The organism is Oceanimonas doudoroffii, from assembly GCF_002242685.1.
Lineage (GTDB): Bacteria > Pseudomonadota > Gammaproteobacteria > Enterobacterales > Aeromonadaceae > Oceanimonas > Oceanimonas doudoroffii.
Window position 1 is genome coordinate 590111 of record NZ_NBIM01000001.1, and the last position, 22775, is coordinate 612885.

The 22775-nt window shown below is 52.8% G+C and carries 27 protein-coding genes; 22 read left to right on the forward strand and 5 right to left on the reverse strand.

Going from position 1 to position 22775, the window contains the following annotated elements; translation table 11 throughout:
* Positions 1–959: 959 nt before the first annotated feature.
* The 8 genes from B6S08_RS02675 (at position 960) to B6S08_RS02705 (ending at position 7587) form a co-directional block, all read left to right on the forward strand.
* On the forward strand, positions 960–1370 hold the full coding sequence (locus B6S08_RS02675; RefSeq protein WP_211284141.1) for a hypothetical protein: 411 nt from the start codon (positions 960–962) through the stop codon (positions 1368–1370).
* 150 nt (positions 1371–1520) lie between these two features.
* Positions 1521–2711 (forward strand): SIR2 family NAD-dependent protein deacylase, encoded by a 1191-nt coding sequence (locus tag B6S08_RS02680; RefSeq protein WP_094199233.1) that lies wholly within the window; start codon positions 1521–1523, stop codon positions 2709–2711.
* Positions 2708–4531, forward strand: a complete 1824-nt coding sequence (locus tag B6S08_RS02685; protein WP_094199234.1) for an ATP-binding protein — start codon at positions 2708–2710, stop codon at positions 4529–4531. The genes B6S08_RS02680 and B6S08_RS02685 overlap by 4 nt, the downstream gene beginning before the upstream one ends.
* Positions 4532–4625: 94 nt before the next feature.
* A complete protein-coding gene (locus B6S08_RS02690; protein ID WP_094199235.1) occupies positions 4626–5342 on the forward strand; it encodes a hypothetical protein in 717 nt (238 codons plus the stop codon).
* 93 nt (positions 5343–5435) lie between these two features.
* Positions 5436–5906, forward strand: coding sequence for a hypothetical protein (locus tag B6S08_RS18165; RefSeq protein WP_141202170.1), 471 nt, complete (start codon positions 5436–5438; stop codon positions 5904–5906).
* Between the two features lie 37 nt (positions 5907–5943).
* Positions 5944–6339 (forward strand): hypothetical protein, encoded by a 396-nt coding sequence (locus tag B6S08_RS02695; protein ID WP_094199236.1) that lies wholly within the window; start codon positions 5944–5946, stop codon positions 6337–6339.
* Positions 6340–6342: 3 nt separating this feature from the next.
* Positions 6343–7185 (forward strand): SEC-C metal-binding domain-containing protein, encoded by an 843-nt coding sequence (locus B6S08_RS02700; protein ID WP_094199237.1) that lies wholly within the window; start codon positions 6343–6345, stop codon positions 7183–7185.
* Between the two features lie 69 nt (positions 7186–7254).
* Positions 7255–7587: a hypothetical protein gene (locus B6S08_RS02705; RefSeq protein ID WP_094199238.1), complete on the forward strand. Its 333-nt coding sequence runs from the start codon at positions 7255–7257 to the stop codon at positions 7585–7587.
* A gap of 47 nt (positions 7588–7634) precedes the next feature.
* On the opposite strand, the gene B6S08_RS02710 is transcribed toward B6S08_RS02705, so the two are convergent.
* On the reverse strand, positions 7635–8246 hold the full coding sequence (locus B6S08_RS02710) for a TetR/AcrR family transcriptional regulator (protein ID WP_094199239.1): 612 nt from the start codon (positions 8244–8246) through the stop codon (positions 7635–7637).
* Positions 8247–8402: 156 nt separating this feature from the next.
* Between B6S08_RS02710 and B6S08_RS02715 the strand changes: the two genes are divergently transcribed.
* The 5 genes from B6S08_RS02715 to B6S08_RS02735 all read left to right on the forward strand — a co-directional run bounded on the left by B6S08_RS02715 (position 8403) and on the right by B6S08_RS02735 (position 11537).
* Entirely contained in the window at positions 8403–9452 is a 1050-nt protein-coding gene (locus B6S08_RS02715) for an MBL fold metallo-hydrolase (RefSeq protein ID WP_211284142.1), read from the forward strand.
* A 271-nt stretch (positions 9453–9723) separates the two neighbouring features.
* Complete coding sequence (locus B6S08_RS02720) at positions 9724–10077, forward strand: DoxX family protein (protein WP_094199241.1); 354 nt, start codon at positions 9724–9726, stop codon at positions 10075–10077.
* A 27-nt stretch (positions 10078–10104) separates the two neighbouring features.
* On the forward strand, positions 10105–10524 hold the full coding sequence (locus tag B6S08_RS02725) for a hypothetical protein (protein WP_094199242.1): 420 nt from the start codon (positions 10105–10107) through the stop codon (positions 10522–10524).
* Positions 10525–10683: 159 nt separating this feature from the next.
* Positions 10684–11022 (forward strand): zinc ribbon domain-containing protein YjdM, encoded by a 339-nt coding sequence (locus B6S08_RS02730; protein ID WP_094199243.1) that lies wholly within the window; start codon positions 10684–10686, stop codon positions 11020–11022.
* A 38-nt stretch (positions 11023–11060) separates the two neighbouring features.
* A complete protein-coding gene (locus tag B6S08_RS02735) occupies positions 11061–11537 on the forward strand; it encodes a 2-thiouracil desulfurase family protein (RefSeq protein ID WP_094199244.1) in 477 nt (158 codons plus the stop codon).
* A 29-nt stretch (positions 11538–11566) separates the two neighbouring features.
* On the opposite strand, the gene B6S08_RS02740 is transcribed toward B6S08_RS02735, so the two are convergent.
* Positions 11567–12463, reverse strand: coding sequence for a LysR substrate-binding domain-containing protein (locus tag B6S08_RS02740; RefSeq protein WP_094199245.1), 897 nt, complete (start codon positions 12461–12463; stop codon positions 11567–11569).
* 148 nt (positions 12464–12611) lie between these two features.
* On the opposite strand from B6S08_RS02740, the gene B6S08_RS02745 reads away from it, so the two are divergent.
* From B6S08_RS02745 to B6S08_RS02755, 3 genes are all read left to right on the forward strand, one after another.
* A complete protein-coding gene (locus B6S08_RS02745) occupies positions 12612–14252 on the forward strand; it encodes a BCCT family transporter (RefSeq protein ID WP_094199246.1) in 1641 nt (546 codons plus the stop codon).
* 295 nt (positions 14253–14547) lie between these two features.
* On the forward strand, positions 14548–16482 hold the full coding sequence (locus B6S08_RS02750; RefSeq protein ID WP_094199247.1) for a methyl-accepting chemotaxis protein: 1935 nt from the start codon (positions 14548–14550) through the stop codon (positions 16480–16482).
* A 104-nt stretch (positions 16483–16586) separates the two neighbouring features.
* A complete protein-coding gene (locus B6S08_RS02755) occupies positions 16587–17279 on the forward strand; it encodes a hypothetical protein (protein ID WP_141202171.1) in 693 nt (230 codons plus the stop codon).
* A 42-nt stretch (positions 17280–17321) separates the two neighbouring features.
* Here the strand turns inward: B6S08_RS02755 and B6S08_RS02760 are convergent, their stop codons facing one another.
* Positions 17322–17987, reverse strand: a complete 666-nt coding sequence (locus B6S08_RS02760) for a Dph6-related ATP pyrophosphatase (protein ID WP_094199249.1) — start codon at positions 17985–17987, stop codon at positions 17322–17324.
* 79 nt (positions 17988–18066) lie between these two features.
* On the opposite strand from B6S08_RS02760, the gene B6S08_RS02765 reads away from it, so the two are divergent.
* The 4 genes from B6S08_RS02765 (at position 18067) to B6S08_RS02780 (ending at position 19562) form a co-directional block, all read left to right on the forward strand.
* Positions 18067–18441: a SpoIIAA family protein gene (locus B6S08_RS02765; RefSeq protein ID WP_094199250.1), complete on the forward strand. Its 375-nt coding sequence runs from the start codon at positions 18067–18069 to the stop codon at positions 18439–18441.
* A gap of 140 nt (positions 18442–18581) precedes the next feature.
* Positions 18582–18878, forward strand: coding sequence for a sll1863 family stress response protein (locus B6S08_RS02770; RefSeq protein ID WP_094199251.1), 297 nt, complete (start codon positions 18582–18584; stop codon positions 18876–18878).
* Between the two features lie 155 nt (positions 18879–19033).
* Positions 19034–19393, forward strand: coding sequence for a hypothetical protein (locus B6S08_RS02775; protein WP_094200522.1), 360 nt, complete (start codon positions 19034–19036; stop codon positions 19391–19393).
* Entirely contained in the window at positions 19386–19562 is a 177-nt protein-coding gene (locus tag B6S08_RS02780; protein ID WP_094199252.1) for a DUF1289 domain-containing protein, read from the forward strand. Before B6S08_RS02775 ends, B6S08_RS02780 begins: the two co-directional genes overlap by 8 nt.
* Before the next feature lie 49 nt (positions 19563–19611).
* On the opposite strand, the gene B6S08_RS02785 is transcribed toward B6S08_RS02780, so the two are convergent.
* Positions 19612–20175 (reverse strand): OmpA family protein, encoded by a 564-nt coding sequence (locus B6S08_RS02785; protein WP_094199253.1) that lies wholly within the window; start codon positions 20173–20175, stop codon positions 19612–19614.
* A gap of 345 nt (positions 20176–20520) precedes the next feature.
* On the opposite strand from B6S08_RS02785, the gene B6S08_RS02790 reads away from it, so the two are divergent.
* Together B6S08_RS02790 and B6S08_RS02795 are read left to right on the forward strand one after the other, a co-directional pair.
* Positions 20521–21687: a mechanosensitive ion channel family protein gene (locus B6S08_RS02790; RefSeq protein WP_094199254.1), complete on the forward strand. Its 1167-nt coding sequence runs from the start codon at positions 20521–20523 to the stop codon at positions 21685–21687.
* Positions 21684–22193, forward strand: a complete 510-nt coding sequence (locus B6S08_RS02795; RefSeq protein WP_094199255.1) for a lipocalin family protein — start codon at positions 21684–21686, stop codon at positions 22191–22193. Before B6S08_RS02790 ends, B6S08_RS02795 begins: the two co-directional genes overlap by 4 nt.
* 9 nt (positions 22194–22202) lie before the next feature.
* Here B6S08_RS02795 and B6S08_RS02800 read toward each other — a convergent pair whose 3' ends face one another.
* Positions 22203–22763, reverse strand: coding sequence for a histidine phosphatase family protein (locus tag B6S08_RS02800; RefSeq protein WP_094199256.1), 561 nt, complete (start codon positions 22761–22763; stop codon positions 22203–22205).
* Positions 22764–22775 lie beyond the last annotated feature (12 nt).

Consider the following 22775-nt stretch of genomic DNA (forward strand, 5'->3'; position numbering starts at 1 on the left):
CGCTTCCATTCCAGCCAACGTCCAGTGGCCCGGTCGCCCGCAAGATCCGGGCGGTAGCGTGGCAGCAGAAAATACTGATGGTTTCTACAGTGTATTGGCCAGCTTGTCAGCACCCTGCGCACTATCAGCCGGGCGATGCGCGTGTACAGCAAACCGGGCGTAAAAAACGCTGTTATCTGAGTGGCTTATGGCAGGGCTTTGTGGATAGTGCGCAAGCGACCGTTGATAACGAGCATGCCTGTTTTTGCTCATCGCCAAAATGCTGTGTATTAGATTAATTTCAATTTTATCAATAAGTTAAGAGTGAAAGGTGAGTGGGCGTGTTGGAAGAAATATGCGCATGCTCATTATTATAATGTTATGTTTCACTTTGATTTAGAAGAAATAAAAGGTTTTCTGGCGCTTATTTCTTTGGTCTCTTTGGCAATTCGTTCGAGTTGCCTCAGCAATTCAATATTATCGACCTAAGTTCTTGAATTTCTCAACCGGTTATATGCTTCAAGGTTCGTGAGTTGCTTCAATTTGAAATCGCGTCTGCGTGTTGAAAATTGGTCTGGTTTAAAGTCGCTTTGGTTCTATTCCTCAATTAGCAAATCGGCAGCGAGGTTTTCGGCAATTTGAGTTTTGTCTTTCGCTGTTTTGAAAGGGATGCCATCACTTGCTGAAAGTCATCAAAGTTGCTTCAATCACATTCCCGAGAATTACACGTTTTGTATGTATCGCTTTTGTCGGATTATTCCACAAAGTCGTGTGACACAAGTTAAACAATTTCTTATGCAATTCAGTTCTTTGCCATGTGAGTGAGTCAGTTGTGGTAAAACATAACAAACTGTTCAAGCAGATTCGGCACGCGTGGCATTTTTGGTTTGCAGTGGTTTTTGTGTTTACGGAGTAGTGCAGAAGCATTTGTATTGCGTGCCTCACTACTTAACAGGGCGTTAGGCTTACAAGGAGTAATGATGAGACGTAGGGATTTTTTAGCAGAGCACATTATGGATAAATCATTTGTCGAGGACGTAATGAAATCCATCGCATGGACTACTTTATGTGGTGCTGTCTTTGCAATATCTATGGTCACGCTGAAAGCGGGTGAGTATTTTCAAGGTTTTGTAATCTTCGGCCTATTTTTAATGCTTTCAACTTTGGCGGTAATGTATGTGGCTCTACACGTAGTAATTCCAATGGATTCTGCCATGTACCCTGACGACCCGTTCTGGGATGAGAAGTCTCAAGAGCTAAAGGGGGTTTCTAAATGGAGCGAGGCAATTAAAATATTTGTCACTAGGCACAAGATTTTCTATTTGTCTTTATCAATGGGCTATTTCCTTTATGCCCATGAGGTTGCCAATTATCTTGCAGCTAAAGCCTAACAAGGCCATTAAACTCGTTCCGGCCGCAAAAAGCGCGGCCTCCACCGGACTGCCTACGAGTTGCTTCGGCATCCGTTTATGGCGGCGTTAAAGCCATTCACATTTGCGCCTGATTGAGTATTCGATAGCGTAATTATTGAAGAGAAACTTATGGAAGAATTTGATAACAGATTGGAAAACTTAAAGCAGTTTTTAAGCTCGCAAAGCAGACAAAACTGGCTTTTTGGTGCAGGGATAAGTTTCGGTTCAAAAATACCTTTAATGTATCCATTGACCAATCGTGTTGAGGAAATTGTCGAAGATCATTCGGGAGCGAAAGAAAAAGAGATTTTGGCATCTTTAAAGGCAGATCTAACCGATGACTGTCATGTTGAACACTACCTGAGCCATTTAGGAGACCTTCTAGCTATTGCAGAGAGGTCTAAGGACAAAGCTGCATATATTGGTGCTAATAGTTATACTTCTGAACAGTTAAAGCTGCTTTATCTAGAAATTATCAAGGCAATTGGAGGGATTGTTAGGTATGGATATGTTTGTGCCAATGCTGAGCGCGGAATAAAAGAGGAGGTTGGCAACGCTGCAAACCCAATTGTTGAAATAGAACCTCATTATGAATTTATAGAAGCATTATTGATTAACCAGTCAAATCTAGAGCGGCGTTCAAAAACGACATTCTTTACTACTAATTACGATACTTTACTCGAAGATGCCTTAGCTCTACACAAAAAAGTAGTATGCGATGGATTTTCAGGTGGTGCTGTAGGTTTTTGGAATGCCGAAAAGGAATTTTCAAATTCCGCTATAGATTCAAACACTTACCATCTATATAAATTGCATGGTTCGATAGATTGGCACAGAGATGATAATTTAGGGCTTGTACGTGCACGATATGGAACTAAATATTTGTCAAACCCTGAAAGTATCATGATTTATCCCCAGGCAACAAAATACGTTGAAACCCAGAAAGATCCGTTTGCCAGTTTATTTCTGGGTTTAAGAAAAACCCTAATGAATGGACAGCAAAATACATTAATAACCTGTGGTTACAGTTTTGGTGATGAGCATATTAATGCTGAAATAGAAAGCGCATTAAGAAGTGAGTCTAACCAAACGACGGTTATTGCTTTTATTCAAGAGGCGCCAAAAGATGGGATTGTGATTAACAAGACTTTAGATGCTTGGCTGAGCTGTCCAAAAATTGGTTCCAGAGTGTATGTCGCCGGTGAATTGGGGATTTACCATAGTTCAACAACTCCTTTATCTGAATCAGATACTAGTAAGTATACATGGTGGCGTTTTGATGGACTAACTCAGTTCATCAGAACAGGAGATGCGTCATGAATAATATTTTCCAAGCACGGAAAGAGCTAAAGGTAGGTAAAATTATAGAGGTATCGGGTAATAATTTACGTATAGAAGTTGACGAGAATGTCAATGAGCTTATTCGTGCCGTTGATGGTCAAGTTTATCCTGTAGGGCAAATGGGCAGTATCATTAAAGTGCATTTTGGTAGAAAGCTTCTATTTGCTTTTGTCCGCTCGCTTAAAATGAGATCCGATTTGATTTCTGATGACAGTAGCCAATTAATCAACGCAGCGGATGACGCTCGTATCCTAGAGGCAGACTTGTTTGGTCAAGGCATCTGGTCTAATAAGAATTCTCGTCTCGAGTTTTCTCGTGGTGTTGAAACTTACCCCTTACCTCTACAAAGTGCCTATATCTGCCTCAATGATGAATTAGAGGCTGTTTATAAAGCTGCAGAATCAAATGCTCAAGATGAAGCCATTACACCTATGGTTCCCATCGGGAATTACATCGGCGGTAACAATGCAGTATGCAGAGCGAATATTGATAAACTGTTTGGACATCATTTTGCGATATTAGGGTCTACTGGTTCAGGGAAATCAGGAACAGTGGCATCAATTTTACATTCTGTTCTAGACCATCGACCTGAAAACGCAACGTTAAAACCAAGAATTGTCATGATTGATCCTCATGGAGAATACGCTAGTGCTTTTGGGGGGAGAGCGAAAGTATACCGAGCGTATAATGATGCGTCTGTAGCGGAAGATGATGCAGATCTTTTGAAGTTGCCTTATTGGCTTATGTCTAGTGATGAATTGAGATCGTTGATCATTGGTAAGACAGAACACGAAGCTACCTCTCAAAATAATATTGTTTATGAAGCAATTACTTATTCTAGGTTGCTAGAGGCGGGCTACGTGCAAGATGTAGGTGTGGAGCCAAGCGGTGGAGTAGAAGCCGTATTTGCTGACGGTATAAATGAAGATCAGGTTTTGAATTTTGATAGAGACAAGCCCGTTCCTTTCAAATTGGCGCAGTTTGTTAAGCACATAGACAAGGTGCAAGGTCGCAAAGAAGGGAAACAGGAAAAGCTAGCTGCATCTTCAGGCCGCGATAAAGTTGATAACATACTTAAAAAACTCAAAGTCCTTCGCTCCAACCCCCAACTTAGTTTTTTATTAAAAGAATATAGTGAAGCTGACTCTCCAAAACTTAAGGATATATTGGCGCAGTTTGTAGGTGAGGCAAATGGAAACGATATTCGTATCATAGATATATCTGGCCTGCCAAATGAAGTTGCTGGACCATTAACCGCTTTAATATCTCGCCTTCTGTTTCAATACAAGCTTTGGCAGACACGGGGTGAAAGAGAGAAAGACCCCGTTTTGTTTATCTGTGAAGAGGCGCACCGCTATGTGCCAAACCACGGTGAGGCACAATACAAAGAAGCTCAAGATGCTATTCGACGCATTGCAAAAGAAGGACGGAAATACGGATTAGGGTTGGGACTTATTTCGCAACGACCGTCTGATGTCGAAAGTACTGTGCTTTCTCAGTGTAATTCTTGGATTGTTCTTCGATTGTCGAATTCGAGTGATCAAGAACATGTATCGAGGTTCTTGCCTGATAGTTTGATCGGTTTAACTAAAATGTTATCAGCCCTTACAAGACGTGAGGCCATTTTTGTAGGGGAGGCCGCAGCACTTCCAAGCAGAATTCGAATTCGAGAGTTATCGCCTGAACAGTTACCTAATTCTAACGATATTAAATTCGCAAGTGGATGGTCGAATGATGCGATTCAAGAAGCTGATTTGATGTCAATCGTAAATCGATGGTGTGGGATTTCGGTCGAGTAATTCGATGCTGTTGGTAAGCACAGCTTTAACAAGGCAATGTTGTCGGACTCGCTTTGCTCACCGCAAATTGCGGCGTTAAATTTCTAGGAAGGTTATGACTCAAACTGAAATTCTTGCATTGTGGGGCGCAGTAACCGGCACAATTGGTACCATTGCAGGTGTACTCGGCCTTTGGTTGAGATTTAGGCAGCATGGTATGGATAGGCCAAAACTAATGTGCGACTCGTCATTCGGTTTTGAATCTCCAAATAGACCCACCCATAAAATTACTATTCGCTCTGTTGGAAGAAGGCCAGTAGCAATAGATCAGATTAAATATTTCAATATTCCGAGAATTTGGTCACATAGACTCACCAAACGCTTTCAACATAAAAAAGGACGCTGGGTTTGGGGGCAAAGTCCTAAAAAGGCGATAAAGCTGGGAGAAGGTGAAAAAGCAGAGGTCAGTGTTTCTTTACCTGATAGTATTTCCATTACAGAGATTTACAAAGTTGTGGTTGTAGACCAAACCGGAAAAGAGTGGCCTGTTAAGTGGGTAGCTATTTCTAAACTCAAAAAGATTGCCATCGAAGAAATCTTGGAAGAGTTTTCAGAGGAAAATGACAAGAGGGTTGTTTCCGCAATAGGTCACCGTTTAGGAATAAGGTATTTTATAGAAACAAAATTCAATACCAAGCCAGGACGTACAGGTGTTCCATGTGGCAGAGGCTTTTGGTTCCTAGATATAAAGAAGTACCAAGAAAAGCTGCAAAACGTAAAATCTATACAAGCCACAGAGTTTTTGTCTGGTGAGTCAGAAGAAATACAGTAGCAATTTAACAAGCGCATGTTGTTCGCCCCTGCGGGGCTGGGACCTCCGTTCCGCTACGGCCCCAAATGCAAGCGTTACACGTAAGGAGAGATCATGGATGAAATATTAAATGCACTCACAAATTCCTCAGTATGGGCAGGAGTTATTTTGACTTTCTTGCTTAAGGCTGTTTTTAAACGCACCCCGCAAGTACTTAAAGGGTTTTCTCGGGGCCTAAAACTAAGGCATATCCGAAAAATCAAAAGACTACGGCACAACCAAGATGCCGTTACATATCACTCCATAAAGGCACATGCATATTTCTTGCTGTTTTTTGGTTGCACAGCATTCTTTCTAATGCTGGTGTCTATGGGACCCTTGGTTCCACTACTTAAGCTTCCGCAGTGGGTGTTTTTTATTGCTTTTAGCCCTGTGCTATTCATTGAAATCATGTGGCTGAATCAAAATTCTCTTGCCCAATCGCTTATTGAGCATCGAGGTAAACTACGTGTAACAAGGCGTTCAATTATGTGCCCTGTTGTACAGGGCACGGACCTACGCAGCGATGCTGCTTCGGCCCATTAACGCGGCGTTAGGCGAATCTAAACATCAGGAGTAACCTTTGAGAATTGAAGTTTTAGAATCAGATTTTTATGGTGGTTCAATCGCCCATCAAGCAGGTGATTTTAAAAAGTGGATGAAGCTAAAGCACCCTGATGTTGAAGTGCTAGTTCCAGAGAATAAAACAAAGTTTGATCTACACGACTTCTCACTAATTATGCCACTGGTTAACCTTGCAGCAGATATGAGTCTGGTCAATTATCTAGGACTGGTAGTTGAATATGCTAATTATTGCTTCAGAGGTAAACTAGAAGGTGAAAATGACGAAGTACAAATAAATGTTTTGTATGAAGATAATAAATCAGGAAAACGAAAAGAGTTCAATTTCAAGGGAAGTGTTGAAGCTTTGGAGAAAAGCGTGGAAAAATTCAACATTAATGAGTTCATGGGAAAATAACTGATGAACTCTATTAACGCACTTAAAGATAAATTTGATTCTGATGAAAGTCGTACTATCAGCATCCTGAGAGCAATCGATAGTAGAAAGTATGATATAGCAAAAGACAAAGCAAAGAGCACCATAGAAGAAATTGAAAACCTTAAGAAGGAATTAAAATCAGAGGGTGATCTCAATGCTGCTTACCTCACGAACTCATTCTACGAATTACTCCTCAGAGTATCTTTGTTTTGGCAGCATATTGAACGCGAAAGCTACTACCAATCGTGGTGGGCATTACAGGATGGGCTAGATCATCTAAGGCAACTTAAGAAGTTTTATTTAGCCAAAAACAAAGCACTGTCATTTTTCGAAAACCAATTGATAGAATTGGAAAAATTATATCCATATAAGTTGTTTTCAAGCCCAGGTTTTATTGTTGAAAGCTTTCAATGCAGTATATGCAAGAACGACATTGATTCTGATTTTTGTAGTCATATGAAAGGTGAATTATATAGTGGCGAGATAGCCTATGCAGTTGCTCAAGAAATAAAAGACATAGATCACTTTGCTTTTGTAACAAACCCAACAAACAAAAGACTGGTTATTGATAATAATGATAATCACATTCAGTTCAATTTATTCAAAGAGGTAGTGGAGCATTTCAATTCAAATAATCTTTCTCCGCTTGGATTTTCAACTTTAAAAAGATATGAATTCATGAGGCCAGACGAAGACTGGGTTAAGTTACCTAGAAACTCTGAGTGTTACTGTGGAAGTGGAAAGAAGTTTAAGAAATGTTGCATTGGTAATTCGCAGAAAAAGCAAATTCATGTAGATTTTATGGGCCATCACATATTCGCCTAACAAGCGCATCCAGGTGACGCCCTATGGCGCACCTGATGCTGGCGTTAAGCACTTTTAGAGAATATTGGAATGAGAAAGACAGATAAGAAGATAGACAATGCCATCAGGGTTGCATTGACCGAGGCGTGTGAGGTGGCGCAAGGTGAATCTGAGGGATTCATGTGGTTAACACACTTCGTGAACTATAACGCTTTCCCCGGCTCGCTCTCCGTGGTTTGTGTTTACGACACAAATGCACACTTAGCCAAGGCAGACCTGGACAGCATGCGTTCTCTAATCAAAAAGAAACTCGCATCAATCAACATAGATCTCAAAGATATACGACGACATGTTAGCTTTGACACCGAAGAAACATGCAAGATTGAAAACAATGGAAAATGGCAAGAGCGCCTACAGGCTTAAACCGTAGCCAAGACGCTTTGGTGACTCTGCATCACTATGCTATGCCGTCAGGCCTGATAGTGGCTTAGAAACAGCGCCGCGGTGCGCTCGGCGAGTTCATGGCGTTCACGAGCATCAAGCAGCGGCGTCACCTGCAGCAGCTGGGGCCAGAAGCAGTTGCCCTTGATCAGGTTTTGAAGCTGCTGGCCGGCAATGTTGCGGTCCAGCTCGCGCAGTCGCCCGTCTGCCGATGCGGCCTTTAACCAGCGGGCAATGCCGGTTTCGTTGGCCGACAGCTTTTCTACCTGCTGGCGTATTGCCTCCGGCTGATGAAAGAAATGCTCAAACGCCACGCGGTTCAGCTCGATATATTCACGGCTGCAAATGGCCTCAATTTCCGACTCGAGCAGCTTGCTGAGCTGGGGCTGTAGCTCGGCTGCGGCGTCATAGTCTTCCCCCGCACACAGGGTGGCCTGCTGCCAAAGCTCGGTCATCAGCGCCATGATCAGCGCCTCCTTGCTGGCGAAGTGGTTATACACGGTGCGCTTGGACACTTGCGCCAGTGCCGCCAGCTCGTCCATGCTGGTGTTGTGCACGCCTTTCTCCTGAAACGCTCGCTGGGCCGCCTGCAGAATGGCCCGGCGCTTGAGTTCGCTTCGTGTTGGCTTTTTCTCGTTCATTTCACACTCGGTTGTTCAGGGTGGTTCATCACCGAAGACATGATTTTACACTAGTGAGTTTACTTTTTCTTACTCACTTAATAAACTACACCGTGTAGTTTACTTTGGTGTTTAAATATGAAGTCACGCTGGTTGATCATGGCAGGGGGAGTCGTTATGGCCGTTAGTCTGTTAAAGGGCTGCTCAACGGAGCAACAGAAGTTCTACAACACGGGCATGAGCAACAGTGCCGAAAACAGCAGTCTGTGGGAGGTGGCCAAAATGTACTGGCGCACCGAGCGGGTGGCGCCCCGGCCAACGGCCACCTTGCCGCTGCGCAATATTCCCGCCGCGGAGCTGGCCGAGCCGTCGCCCGAGGCCAGGGTATACCGGCTGGGGCATTCCAGCGTGCTGATTCAGCTGGACGGGCAAACCATATTGACCGATCCGGTGTTCAGCGAGCGCGCCTCGCCGGTGCAGTGGATGGGCCCCAAACGTTTTCATCCGCTGCCCCTTGAGCTCTCGGCCTTGCCGCCCATTGCGGCCGTGGTGATCAGCCATGACCATTACGACCATCTGGACAAGGCCAGCATTCTTGCCCTGAATGACAAGGTCGCGCGTTTTCTGGTGCCGCTGAGAGTGGGCAACCACCTGCGCCGCTGGGGCGTTGATGATGACAAAATCATAGAGCTGGACTGGTGGCAGTCTCATTCCCTGGGGAGCATTACCTTTACCGCGACCCCGGCGCAGCATTTTTCCGGCCGAGGCCTGAGAGACAAGGATCACACCCTGTGGGCCGGCTGGGCCATTGCGGGGCAAGCAGCCAATCTCTTTTTCAGCGGTGACAGCGGCTATTTCGACGGCTTTCGCGACATTGGCGAGCGCCTTGGTCCGTTCGATCTCACCCTGATCGAAACCGGCGCCTACAACCAACTCTGGAGCAGCATTCACATGCTGCCCGAGCAAAGTGTGCAGGCGCATATCGACTTGCGTGGCGAGGTGATGCTGCCCATTCACAACAGCACCTTTGATCTGGCGTTGCACGACTGGTTTGAGCCGCTGGAGCGGGCCACGGCGGCCGGGTGGGACCGCAATGTGCGCGTGGTCACGCCGATGATCGGCGCCGCGGTCAGGGTGCACAATCCGCAGGTGACCGGGTTTTGGTGGCAGACCGACGTGGCAACCGAGCTGGCCAATGAGGGTGAGGCGCGCGCCGAGGTTCGTTAATATGCCGGCGCCACATAAAAAGGACGGGCTGATGTTAGAAACGGAACGACTGCTGCTTACACCGGTGACGGCGGACGACCTGGACATTTACACCACCTTGTTTACCTGCGCTGAAATGCGCGGCCAGGCTTTATGACACAGACCACCTGATCATCATATCTACCCGCTCTGGCAGATAACCACTGCGGGGGACGGCTTGTCACCTCATCAAAAAACTTGGGAACAAATCGCTTAAGCTAAGGCTTCGAGTGAGACACTGAAGGAATCCATCATGAAAATCAAACCGTTGAGCGCCCTGTTGGCCCTGGTTTTTCTGGCGTCGGGCGGTGCCAAGCTGGCCGGTCTTGAGTTTGAAGTGGCGGCGTTCGCGCGTTGGGGCTATCCGTCCTGGTTTATGTATTTCACCGGCGTGGTTGAGGTGGCCGGCGGCATTGGCCTGCTGATTGGCCGTGTTGCCGCGCTGGCCGCGGCCAGCATGGTGCTGGTGATGATCGGTGCCGTGACCACCCATGTGATCCATGCGGAGTGGGGCACCCTGATGGTGGCCACGGTGATTCTGGTGCTGGCCATCCTGCGGGCCTGGTTGGGCCGCAACGACCTCTTTGCCCTGTTGCAGCGCAGATAACTTCTTTTCAGCCACGAGGTACGCTTCATGCACAAGGCATTGCTGTTACTTTCCTGCGGCCTGTTCGCCGGCTGCACCAATGTTGTCAGCGATCGGGTGCAATATCTGCACCCCAATCAGGCGGAGGGTTATCACTCCACCAGGGTGTTTGAGCTGGCAAGGGAACATCTGGCCGGCAACGGCTATCACTGCGAACTCGACGGTGTGCATTTTGCCTCCTGCGCCAAGATCACGCGGGACTCCAGCCTGCACAGCACGAGGGTCATCATCAGACTGGAGCGGGAACATGACGAGGGCAACAGCGTTCTGTTGCTGGCGTCACGCTGGGATGAAGGCTTAATTCCCAGCGAATTCATTTCCAACCGCTTTGAAAGCGAAGATCTGGCAAGGCTGTGTCAGCACCTTGCCAGCAGGCACATCGCCACCTGCAAGGAAACGCCTTCATAAACGGCCGGGATCTGATTGTTTTTTGTTCAAAAATCGGCATTTATGGGGTGATTGTTCGCGTTCTTGGTGTCTTCGCCTCAAGCCCCGATTAATCCACTCGAAAAGTCGGGGAATTGCCGTTAACATAATCGCCAAATTATTTTGAAGAAGAAGCAAGTCATGTCTTTACCTCCTTGCCCCCAGTGCAACTCCGAATACGTATACCAGGATCAGCAGCAGCTTATTTGCCCCGAGTGTGGTCATGAGTGGAATCCGGCAGAGGTGGCCGCCGAAGACGCGCCCCTCACCGCCAAGGATGCCAACGGCACGTTGCTGCAGGAAGGCGACAAAATCACCGTGGCCAAGGATCTCAAGGTAAAGGGCAGCTCCATGGTGATTAAAATTGGCACCAAGGCCGTGATCCGCCGCATTGTCGACGGCAAGGATCACGAGCTGGACTGCAAGGTAGACGGCGCCGGCGAGATGATGGTGACCGCCGCCTTTGTGAAAAAGGCCTGAGCCCTGCCGGGCTGCCTGAAAAGGTGGCCCGTTTTTCTATGGAAAAGATCCTTGTCAGCGCCTGTTTAATGGGCGCACCGGTGCGCTACAACGGCAAAAGCCTGGGGTTGCAGCCCGATGATCTGGCCTGGCTGCAACGGCATTTCGCCATTAAAACCCTGTGCCCCGAGGTGGCGGGCGGCTTGTCCACACCCAGGGCGCCCGCCGAAATTGCCGGCGGTGAAGGGGCCGATGTGCTCCTGGGCACCGCCCGCATCGTGGACAACACCGGTGCCGATCAAACCAACGCCTTTGTGCGTGGCGCCGAGCAAACCCTGGCGTTTTGTCGCCAGCACGACATTGGCCATGCCATTCTGGCGGAAGCCAGCCCTTCCTGTGGCAGCAACATCATTTATAACGGCCACTTCAGCGGCGAGAAAGTCGCCGGGCAGGGCGTGACCGCCGCCTTGCTGCGCCGCCATGGCATTGTGGTGGTCAGCCAGCACAACATCGACGCGCTCAAGGCCGGGCGCTAACGCCATCAATACTCCGGCTGGTTATTGGGTTACTGCTCCCGCGATGAGCGGCGCCTGGGACTGAGCTTTTCCATATGGGTGCGCAGTTGCAGGGCCAGTTGCTCCACGGCCTCGTTGGTTCGCCGCGGGCTGCGGTGCAGGGCCAGCTCTACCATGGGCAGCGCCGGCAAGCCTTCTTCCACCCCAAGCTGGCGCATGCCCGGCTCCAGCATGGACGGGGTCAGGGCGGTAATGGCCAACCCTGACTTCACCGCGGCCGACAGCCCCGACAGGGTGGTGCTGGTATAGGCGATGCGCCAGTCAATGGCGGCGGCATCCAGGCTGGCCAGGGTGTGTTCGCGAAAAATGCACACACCGCGCTGGGTCACCGCCAGGGGCAGGGGCGAGCGGCGGCGTGTGTTGTGACCGGCACCACCCACCCACACCATGGGCTCCCGGCGCAGCACCTCACCGCCGGGGCTGCGGGGCTGGCGCGTGGTAATGGCCAGATCCAGGGCATCGGTTTTTATTTGCTGGATCAAGTCCACACTCAGGCCGCAATGCACTTCCAGCTCCACGTCGGGAAAGCGGCTTTCAAACTCGCTCAGCGCCTCGGGCAGGTAACCCAGGTAGTCTTCCGGCACCCCCAGGCGCACCACGCCGGCCAGGCGTTGTTGCAGTATGTCCTGCCAGGCCAGGGAGTTCTGGCGCAGCATTTGTCGGGCATGCACCAGCAAGCGTTCGCCCACAACGGTGGGCACGGTGAGTTGATGCTGGCGCTGCAGCAGGGGGCGTTCAAGCACGCTTTCCAGGCGTTTGATGTGGGCGCTGACGGTTGATTGCGCCAAATGCAGATGGCTGGCGGCGGCGGTAAAGCCGCCCTTGTCGGCCACGGTAACAAAGGTGTTCAACAATACCAGGTCGAGGGGGCGATAGGTTGCGGGCATGGCTATTACGTTTCGTGATGGATGTATCAGGACTCTTCGTTTCCTTGATGGATGTGGTTTGGTCAGAATGCCCGTTTTAACACAAGTCAGGGGTTTTCCACTTCTCCCGCCTTCGAACAACTGAACGCATTCAGCCGACAGGTACATCATGAACGACACCTATTATCAACCACAGACGAGCCGCACATCCGATGCAGCTGCCGAGAGCATTCCATCGCCCGACGGGCATTCCAATCTTATCAACACCGATTATACCATTGGCCAGGACAACATTACTTCCGGCTTCTGGGGGTTAAAGGTCGACCTGCACAGCCAGGTGTTTGCCTGGTCGTCACTGGTGATCCTGGCCTTTGTCACCATTACCCTGGCACTGCCCGATGTGATGGGGCCATTTTTCGGCGGCATTCGCAGTTACCTCACCAGCAACCTGAGCTGGGCCTTTATGCTCTCCACCAATGTATTTGTGGTGCTGGCCATTGTTTTGATCTTCTCGCCCCTGGGCAGAGTGCGGCTGGGCGGCACCAAGGCCACGCCCGATTTCAGCTATCCCGGTTGGTTTGCCATGCTGTTTGCCGCCGGCATGGGGGTGGGGCTGATGTTTTACTGCGTGTCCGAGCCGCTGACCTACTTCAACGATCTACGCTCCGGCACCACGGGCCCACTGGGTCAGCAGCTGAGCACAGATGAAGACGCCAAAGCCCTGGGCATGGCCGCCACCATCTTTCACTGGGGCATGCACCCCTGGGCCACCTACGCCATTATCGCCCTGGCACTGGCGCTGTTTTCCTTCAACAAGGGCTTGCCGCTGACCATGCGCTCGGTGTTTTACCCGATATTGGGTGAACGGGTATGGGGCTGGCCGGGCCATGTGGTTGACGTGCTGGCGGTGTTTGCCACCCTGTTCGGTTTGGCCACGTCCCTGGGGCTGGGCGCCTCTCAGGCCTCGGCCGGGTTGAATGCCCTCTTTGGTGTGCCCAACACCAGCACTACCATGGTGTTGCTGGTTCTGGGTATTACCGCAGTGACCCTGGTGTCGGTGATTGCCGGGGTTGAGAAAGGGGTGCGCCGGGTGTCTCAGGTCAACATGATGCTGGCCATTGTGCTGATGCTGTTTGTGCTGGTCATGGGGCCAACACTGCTGATTGTGACCGGTGCCGCCGACAACCTGATGAACTACCTTCAGGAATTGCCGGTGCTGGCCAACCCCTTTGGCCGTGAAGATGACGCCTTTATTCATGGCTGGACCGCCTTTTACTGGGCCTGGTGGATCAGCTGGTCACCCTTTGTGGGCATGTTTATTGCGCGGGTGTCTCGTGGACGCACCGTACGCGAGTTTCTGATTGCGGTGCTGCTGGTGCCGACCCTGGTGTCGGTGATCTGGATGAGCACCTTTGGTGAAACCGCGCTGTGGCAGCTGTCTCAGGGCTACGAAGGCGCCAACAATGCGGCACTGGAGCTGCAGCTGTTTGCCATGCTCAAGGAGCTGCCCCTGGCCTCGATTACGTCACTGGTGGGCATCGTGCTGGTGATGGTGTTCTTTATTACCTCATCGGACTCCGGCTCTCTGGTGATCGACTCCATCACCTCGGGCGGCAAGGTGTCATCGCCGCGCACCCAGCGCATTTTCTGGGTGATGGTGGAGGCAGCCATTGCCATCGCACTGTTGCTGGGCGGTGGCCTCACGGCCCTGCAGGCGGCGGTACTGATCACCGGTGTGCCCTTTATGCTGGTGGTGCTCACCTCCGGTTACTCCGTGGTGCAGGGCCTGCGCAGCGAGCCTCGCGTGTAGCACCGGCCAGGGCGATTGCCGCGCCGTTTGGCGAGCCCATGCACGATTAACATCCTCCGCCCGTGGCGGGGGATTTTTTTATGCTGCAAACCGAGGGAAACACTTCCTGTTTCTGTCGGCAGTCTCAATGGCGGCAATACCTTCTTGGCCATGTTTGTTTAAGTATTGTACTTGCCCGCTTCAGGCGAATCCTTTAGCATGCCGAACCTGACTTAATGGTCAACAATTGTTCTACAGTTTAGGTCTCACCCTGCCGTTAAAAATAGGGTCTAAGGAATTCTCGCCTGGAGCCGGCATGCACAAGTTCAAGTTAACCACCATTCTTATCGCCTTTGTGGCGCTGTCGCTGGCGTTGCTGACACTGGTGTCCACCCTGATCAACGTCAATCGTTTCTCTGGCCTTTATTATGGCCAGACCGAAACCGAATACCTGCCCAACAGCGTGGGCCGGGTGGCGGAGCAGGTGCGCGCCGAGTTGCTGCCGGCCATGCTACTGTCCGACAGCCTGGCGGACAACGGCCTGGTGCATGACTGGATGCGGGAAGGCGAGAATGCCTCGCCCATGCACGGCCGTGTGCTGCATTATTTCAATGAGCAGCGGGCGCAAACCGGCGCGTCCACCCTGTTCTGGGTGTCGGGCGAGAGCAACACCTACTACACCGACGCCGGCGTGTTCAAACACATTTCTCCCTCGGATCCGCTGGACCGCTGGTATTACGACTTTATCAACGGCGATGCGCAGCGGGTGCTGAACCTGGATCCGGATGAGCGCACCGGCAAGCTCACCCTGTTTGTGAACTCAGTGGTGGAAATAGACGGCCGGCGAGTGGGCGCCGCCGGCATGGGCCAGGACGTGTCGGCCATTGTGGAGCTGGTGGCCAACTACAGCCTGGGTGACAACGGCTATCTGTTTCTGGTGGATGGCAATGGCGTGATCAATGCTCACCCCGATTCCAGCCTGGTGGGCAAGGCAGTGAATGGGCTGGACGGCTTTTCGCCAGTGAATACGCTGCTGGCCGGTAACCACAGCGGTTTTGAATTCAATCAGGCCGACTTTGCCGGCGAGCAGGTGTATCTGGCGGCGCAGGAAGTGCGCGACACCGGCCTGCGGCTGGTGGCGGTGCTGCCGGCGGCGGAGATCAGCGGCGCCATCAACGAGGCCATTTCATCTTCTGTGGTGGTCAGTGTGCTGCTGGCGCTGGCCTTTATCGTTATCACCGTTCTCTTCGCCCGTGCTTTGGGTCGGGCCATTCGCCGAGTGGGAGACGATCTACTGGCCATGTCCGGCGACGGCGGCGATCTCACCAAACGCCTCGACGACAGCCACAACAACGAGCTGGGCCACCTGGCCCGGGGCTTTAACGCCATTATCGGCAAGATTCGCGCACTGGTGGCGGAAATTCAGCACACCGAAACCGCCATGAAAACCGGCATTGAGCAACTGGCCCAGCTGGCGGACGACACCTTCAAGGCCACCGAGGTGCAACGCGGCCAGACCGAGCAGGTGGCCACCGCCATTACCGAAATGGGTCAGACCGTCACCGAGGTGTCGGGCATTGCCCAGCGCACTGCCAGCGACACCGAGGCGGCGGTGGGTGAGGCCAACCACACCAACCAGAACATGGCCCTTACCACCGAGACCATGGCCCAGCTCAATCGAGTAATGAGCGACATTGAAAACACCATCAACGACTTTGCCGGCCAGGCCGACGCCATCAACTCGGTGGTGGAAGTGATCAACGCCATTTCCGAGCAGACCAACCTGCTGGCGCTGAATGCCGCCATTGAGGCGGCCCGGGCCGGTGAGCAGGGCCGGGGCTTTGCGGTGGTCGCCGACGAGGTACGCAACCTGGCCAAGCGTACTCAGGCCTCGACTCAGGAGATCAGCGAGCAGATTGCCCGGCTGCAGCAAACCGCCCGGCAGTCTACCGCCGCCATTCGGGAAGGCACCGACAACAGCCGGCGGGTGGCCGAAAGCACCGAACAATCGGCCCAGGCCCTGGCCAGCATTCAGCAGCGGTTTGAGGCCATCAGCTCGGGCAGCCATCAGGTGGCGGCGGCTACCGAGGAGCAGGGTGCGGTGGCGGATCACATCAACCAGTCGGCCCATGTGATCTCCGACAGTGCCGCCGGCATTCACAGCAATGCCGAGCAGCAGCTGGCCGCCATCAGCCAGCTGCAACAGCGTGCCGAGCATTTGCGCAGCCTGGTGGGGCAATTCAGGGTGTAATGGTTAAAACTGTTGTTCCATTTACTATTGGTTCCTGGTGTCGACATGGAGTGTCCGATTCACGATAATTCGCTGTTTTAATTCTGAGGTTTGTTGTTGCAGTTATGACTCAATCAGTATCTGTGATCGTTGGGGGGTTACTTCGCTTTCTGTCGGTATCCTTGGGGTTGTTATTGGTACCGGGCGTCGTTTTTGTCGATATCGCATGGCTGAACAACGGACTGTCAGAGTGGGGCGTCACCGAGGGATTGCAAAGCTTACTGATTTTGCTGTCGGCCCTGATTGGTTTTCAGGGCGCGCTATCACGGCCAGAACAACGCAGTTTCCTTATTCTGGTGGCTGGTTTTTTCCTGTGCATGTTTTTTCGGGAGCAGGATCGGCTGCTGGACCTCGTGTTTGATGGCCTCTGGCAGTTGCTGGTTTTTGCCACGGCCACTATCAGCATCGTAATGTCGCTGCGTGACAGGCGCACCCTGATTTCGGCCATGGCTGCGGCCTGTCAATCAGTGGCATTTAGCCATGTGCTCTTCGGGATAGCCCTGTTGTTGTGCTTCAGCCGCGTTTTCGGCACCGGGGCATTGTGGGAAGAGGTGCTGGTCGGCGTCGATGCCGATGTGCTGCACCAGACCAAAACCGTAGTGCAGGAAGGGCTTGAACTTTGCGGTTACTATTTTATTTTTTACGGTAGCCTGATGTTCTGGCTGCAGCATCGTCGGCCCTCAATGGCCACTAAGGCATCGAAAACCCGTGTTGATATGAGGGGGTACTCGGCACAACACGAGCTCAATGCCGGATAATGGCAGTGCTTACCGGCAGTTGCATCAGGCTGCCGGCAGGCGTTAGCCTGCTAGGAAATCGGCAAACACGAAGCCGTCCCGTTCCACCACCTCGCCGGGCGTAATGGCCACCGGCTCCCTGAACAGGGGGCCGTCAAACACGAAGGTATGGAACTCACCGTTCTCGCCGCAAAGATCGGTGCCTTCAGGCAGCCCGGCCAGCACCTCTGCGGTCAGCTCCCGGCCGGCAAACGCCACCGGCACCTTTTTGGGATCCAGGCAGGTAATCACCGCCCGCAGGCCGTGTTTCAACATCTCGTAAGGCACCTCCCGCGTGGGCGTGTGCCAGATGGGGAATACCGCTTCAATGCCGCTGCCTGCCAGCTGGTTTTCACGGTACTGCCTGACGTCTTCCAGCAACAGATCGCCAAAGCCGAACGCCGCTATACCTTGAGCCTTGGCGTGGGTAATAAATGCGCCCATGCGTTGCTGATAGTCTTCGTTGGTGCAGGGCCATGGCAGGGTAATGATCTCCAGCGGCAGGCCAATGGCGTCTGCCTGCCGGCGCAGCAATTCTGCCCGTACTCCGTGCATTGCAACCCGCTCAAAGGCCTCATTGATCGTGGTAAAAAGGCCCACCACGTCGTAGTCGGGGTGCTGCATCAGCTGGTGCAGGGCCCAGGCGCTGTCTTTGCCGCTACTCCAGGACATTAACAATCTTCGTTTCATGGCGTCGCTATGCTTTATAAAAGGGGCGCCATGGTAGCACGGGCGCAGCATTCGGCGAGTAGCAGGGCAGGAGGCAGTCATGTTCAAGGTAACGGTAACCGGTGAAAACCAACTGGAGCTGGAGCTCAGCGGCCGGCTCGACAGTGAGGCAATGAAGGCGGCGCTGGATGAGCTGGTCGAGGCAAGCCGATACATGGTGCACGGGCGCATGTTGTATCGCATCGGCGATTTTGAATGGCCTACCCTGGGCGCCATGGGGGTGGAGCTGTCACGGTTACCGGCCCTGTTTGGCATGATACGCCGGTTCGATCGCATTGCCGTGGTGGCGGCAAAGGGCTGGATCCGCTCGGCCAGCAAGCTGGAAGGGGCGCTGATCCCGGGGCTGGAAATTCGCGCCTTTGTGCCCGCCGAAGAAGACCATGCCCGGCAGTGGCTGGCGCAACGAAGTGATTAACGACAACCCCCGGCAGATTGCGGCTTCGGCCGGTTGTGCGCATGCCACCTGCTGGCTAGGCTATGAACTGCCGGCGGAATGATGGTCGCCGGGGCGCTGCCAGGGCGCCTGCTTTCAATCACGACAGGAGGAATCACCCCATGAATGAGAGAGAGCTGTATCAACAAAAGGCCGAAGCCAAGTTGAGCGAATGGAAAGCCGAGCTCGACAAGCTCAAGGCGCAGGCCAGGCAGGCCGATGCCGACACCCGCATTGAACTGAATCGCCAGATAGAAGCCATGGATGCCCAGATTGAACAGGGCGAGAGCAGGCTCAGGGAGCTGTCTGAAGCCAGCGAGCAGGGCTGGCAAGAGCTGAAGCAAGGGTTTGAAACTGCTTGGGGCAACCTCAGCGACGCCTTTGACAGGGCCGTCGACCGGTTCAGACACCACCGCTAACGACGCCCTTCTCGCTCACCTAAACCGCACATGCACATGGCGGTGTAGATCACGAAGCCCGGCAGGCCGGGCTTTGTTTTTTGTGGCGTGGCCATGGCATCATAAGGCCCGCATTGATGAATCCGCTGTATTCACAGCATTGTTGGCGAGAAAACATGAAATCACTGAAATACGGCGCCTGCCTGGCCCTGACCCTGTTGCTCACGGCCTGCGATCACGGTTTTGAGGGGGTATACCAGACTCGTGCCAGCTCTTCCAACGCCATGATGGCTCAGCTGATGAGCGATTTTACCGGCCTGGTGGGCAGCGGGAAAATCGTGATTGGTCGCGATTATGTGGAACAAAACGGCGAGCGCACCCGTTTTGACGACATCCTGGTGCGGGAATCGGCGGGCGAGCGTTATCTGGTGTTTGTGCAGGGAGAGCAGGAAGAAGTATGGAAGATTGTGGACGACAATACCCTGATGAAGGGCACCGAGCTGGTGAACGTGATCATGGAGCGGGTGGATGACTAAGGCCGTCCCCAGCCCCTGCATTGGCCTGTGCCGGCTGAACGAGCAACGGTTGTGCATCGGCTGTTATCGCACCGTTGAGGAGATCACCGGCTGGCGCGATCGCAGTGAACACGACAAGGCCGCCATAGTGCGTTGCATCGAAGAGCGTCGGCAACAGCACAACACCTAAAAAAGCAGCCCCTTTTGGGGCTGCTTTTTATTATGGTGTTAGGGCTGGATCAGAAGTTAAGACCCATACCAAAGGTGTAGGCCCAGGCGCCATCGTCGAAGTTGTCTTCGGCGCTGTCGCCACTGTCAAACAGGAACTGATATTCGGCCCGGGCTTGAATAAAGGTGGTGGGCAGCAGGTAATATTTAAGACCCGCTTCCAGGCCGGCGATGCCGGTGTCTTTTACGCCGTCACCGTAAATGCCACCGAGCGAGGCGCCCACAAAGGGCCGGGCCGCATTGTGGCCAAAGTGATAGTCGGCAAAGAGGCGGGTACTGCCGTTCCAGAAGTCATCGCCAATGTCTTCGCCTTCCACGTCGGCGTAGCTGATGCTCTGGCGAATACCGGCCAGGGTACGGTCAGACAAATACCAGCCGTAGTCGCCGGAAATACCAAAGCTGCTGTTATCGAAATCCTTGCTGCTGCTACCGGTACCGGAGAGCGAGAACTCCCGGTCACCTTCGCTTGGACCAATCGCACTGTGACCACCCATGTGAGCGTGAGCCATGGCATAGGCGGGCAGTAAGGTGGCGCCAAGAAGAATGGCCAGCGGCGCTTTTTTTAGCATTTTCATGATAACACCTCGGATTAATCATTGGTTTCAATCAAGCACTTGCAACTCTTCGAATATACTACGCACCGCACCCTTGCCTGGGCCCGGTGAACGAAGCGTGCCACTGTTTTGCTGTCAATCCATTTTTGTTTTCAATCCTTGCCGTTGCCACGGCCAGCAGGTCCGTAGCACTGGAAGTATAGAAGCCCGTATAAAAAAACGTCGGTTTTTCGACAACCTACCGGTCAATAACTGTCCAATGTGATTCGCTTGGGTCGTAAGCAAACGGGGCTGTATTCCGACGCTGACTGCTATAGTTTCAGCATTCGGGCGGCCGCCCGATCAGGCTCAAAGGAAGGTGCCCTGATGAACGACGCCGACATCGCCTTGTTATGGCAACAGTTTCAGAAAAGCCTGCTGGAAACCGGTAATGCCCTTGGCATCAGCGGGTTTAACTGGCAGGAATGGCTGGTTTATGGTCTGGGTCAGTTGCTGGTCACCCTGATGATAGTGCTACTGTTTGGCCTGGTGTACTGGATGGGGTGCGCCCTGATGCGCCTGGTGCTGACCCGTCTGGGATACGGTCATGCGCCCTTCCGCACCGGCCGGGTGGTGTTGCGCTATTTGCTGGGGCTGGCCACCCTGGTGGCGATACTGGCCCAGTACGGCGCCGAGGAAGGAGTGATAAAGGGCATGGCCCGGGCCGGGTTGATGGCGCTGGCCTTTTACCTGGTGTGGCAGTTGCTGTCGCGCGGGCTTATTCACCGGCTTTCCCGCCATCATCTCGATTCTTCCCTGGTACAGCTGTGCAAAAACACCCTATCGGTGTCGCTGATGGCACTGGGTGCCATTACCGTGATGGCCCAGTTCGGTTTTGACGTGCTTTCCATTATTGCCGGTCTGGGCATAGTGGGCATTGCCGTGGGTTTTGCCGCCCAGTCAACCCTGTCGAACTTTATTGCCGGTATCACCCTGCTGATCGAGCGGCCGTTTCGCATTGGCGACTGGGTCAGCATTCATGGCGAAGAGGGCAGGGTGGTGCGCATTGCCTTTCGGACCACCTGGCTGCGTACCCGTGACAACATTTTTACCATGATTCCCAACGACAGCGTGGCCACCTCTGACATTATCAATTACAGCGCCGAGGGCCCTACCCGTATTCGCATTCCGGTGCACATTGCCTATAAAGACTCGGTTGAGCAGGCTCGCTCGGTGATCATGCCCATCTTGAGTAACCATTCCATGTCGATCAACAATGACAACCTCAAACCCAGGGTGCAACTGCGGGAAATGGCCGACTCTTCGGTGGTCCTCAGTGCCCAGGTATGGGTCAGCGCCCAGGATGTGGAAGTAAAGGGACGCATTTCCTGCGAGCTGCTCGAAGCCATCAAACAGGGGCTGGATGAGGCCGGCATTGAGATTCCCTTTCCGCACCTGCAACTGCACCTGGATGAAGTCCGAGGGCTGGAGCCGGTGCTTGGACGGCCCGTCCACGGTGATGATGCATCCCGTTCCCAAGGAGCCAATGAATGAAACCCCTGTTATTTGCCTGTGTGCTGCTGCTGGCCGGGTGTGCCGGTAAGCCGGAAGGCATTAGTCCGGTGGCGGGCTTTGAACTGAACCGCTATCTGGGCACCTGGCATGAAATTGCCCGGCTTGACCATTCCTTTGAGCGGGGGCTCAGCCGGGTGACTGCCGATTACAGCCTGCGTGACGACGGCGGTGTGCGGGTAATCAACCGGGGTTATGACGCAGCAGCTGGGGAGTGGCGGCAGGCCGAGGGCAAGGCTTATTTTGTGCAAAGCCCCAATCTGGGCCATCTCAAGGTCTCGTTCTTTGGACCGTTTTACGGCGCCTATGTGGTGTTTGAACTGGATGACAATTACCAATATGCCCTGATATCGGGCCCTAGCCGCAATTACCTCTGGCTGCTGGCGCGAACCCCCACCCTGAAGCCCGCCGTGCAACAGCGGCTTATTACCAAGGCCAGCGAGGCGGGATTTGATACCGACCGGCTGATTTTCGTAAAACAGCAGTAAGGCTTTTTACTAGGGTCGAATGCTGGCCATTATCCTGACTCGCTCTTCCAGTGGCAATGCCAGAATAAGTGCTTCTCCCGAAGCCGGAAAACGGTTGGTGAGGGCGGTGATATTGACCTGATGACTGACCAGTACCACCGGCAGGCCGGGCTCAATATTAGCCACAAACCGGCGCAATGACCGGGTTTGTTCGGAGCGTCGGCTTCGTCGGGAAAAAAACGAATTCAGCTCGGGGGCGGGAATGACCTCACCCACATTCAGTAGGCGGGCGGTGTCGAGGCTGCGGCAAAACTGACTGCTGTAGACCCGCGCCCGAGTAATGCCGTGCTGACGCAGTCGTTCGCCCCAGGCTTCTGCCTGGGCCCGGCCGCGGGCATCCAGGTTGCGTTGAGTGTTGCAACGACCCAGCACATAACCGGGTGGATCCCCTATGCCGGGAGCATTGGCATGGCGCATTAGCAGCATGGCGCGGCCTTGCTGCAGGGCCTGCCAGGCGTCGTCATCGGTGACGGCCCGGACCGTGCCGGGTAACAGCAGCATGAACAGCAAGTGCAGTATCAACAGGGGCATGGCGTGTCCTTT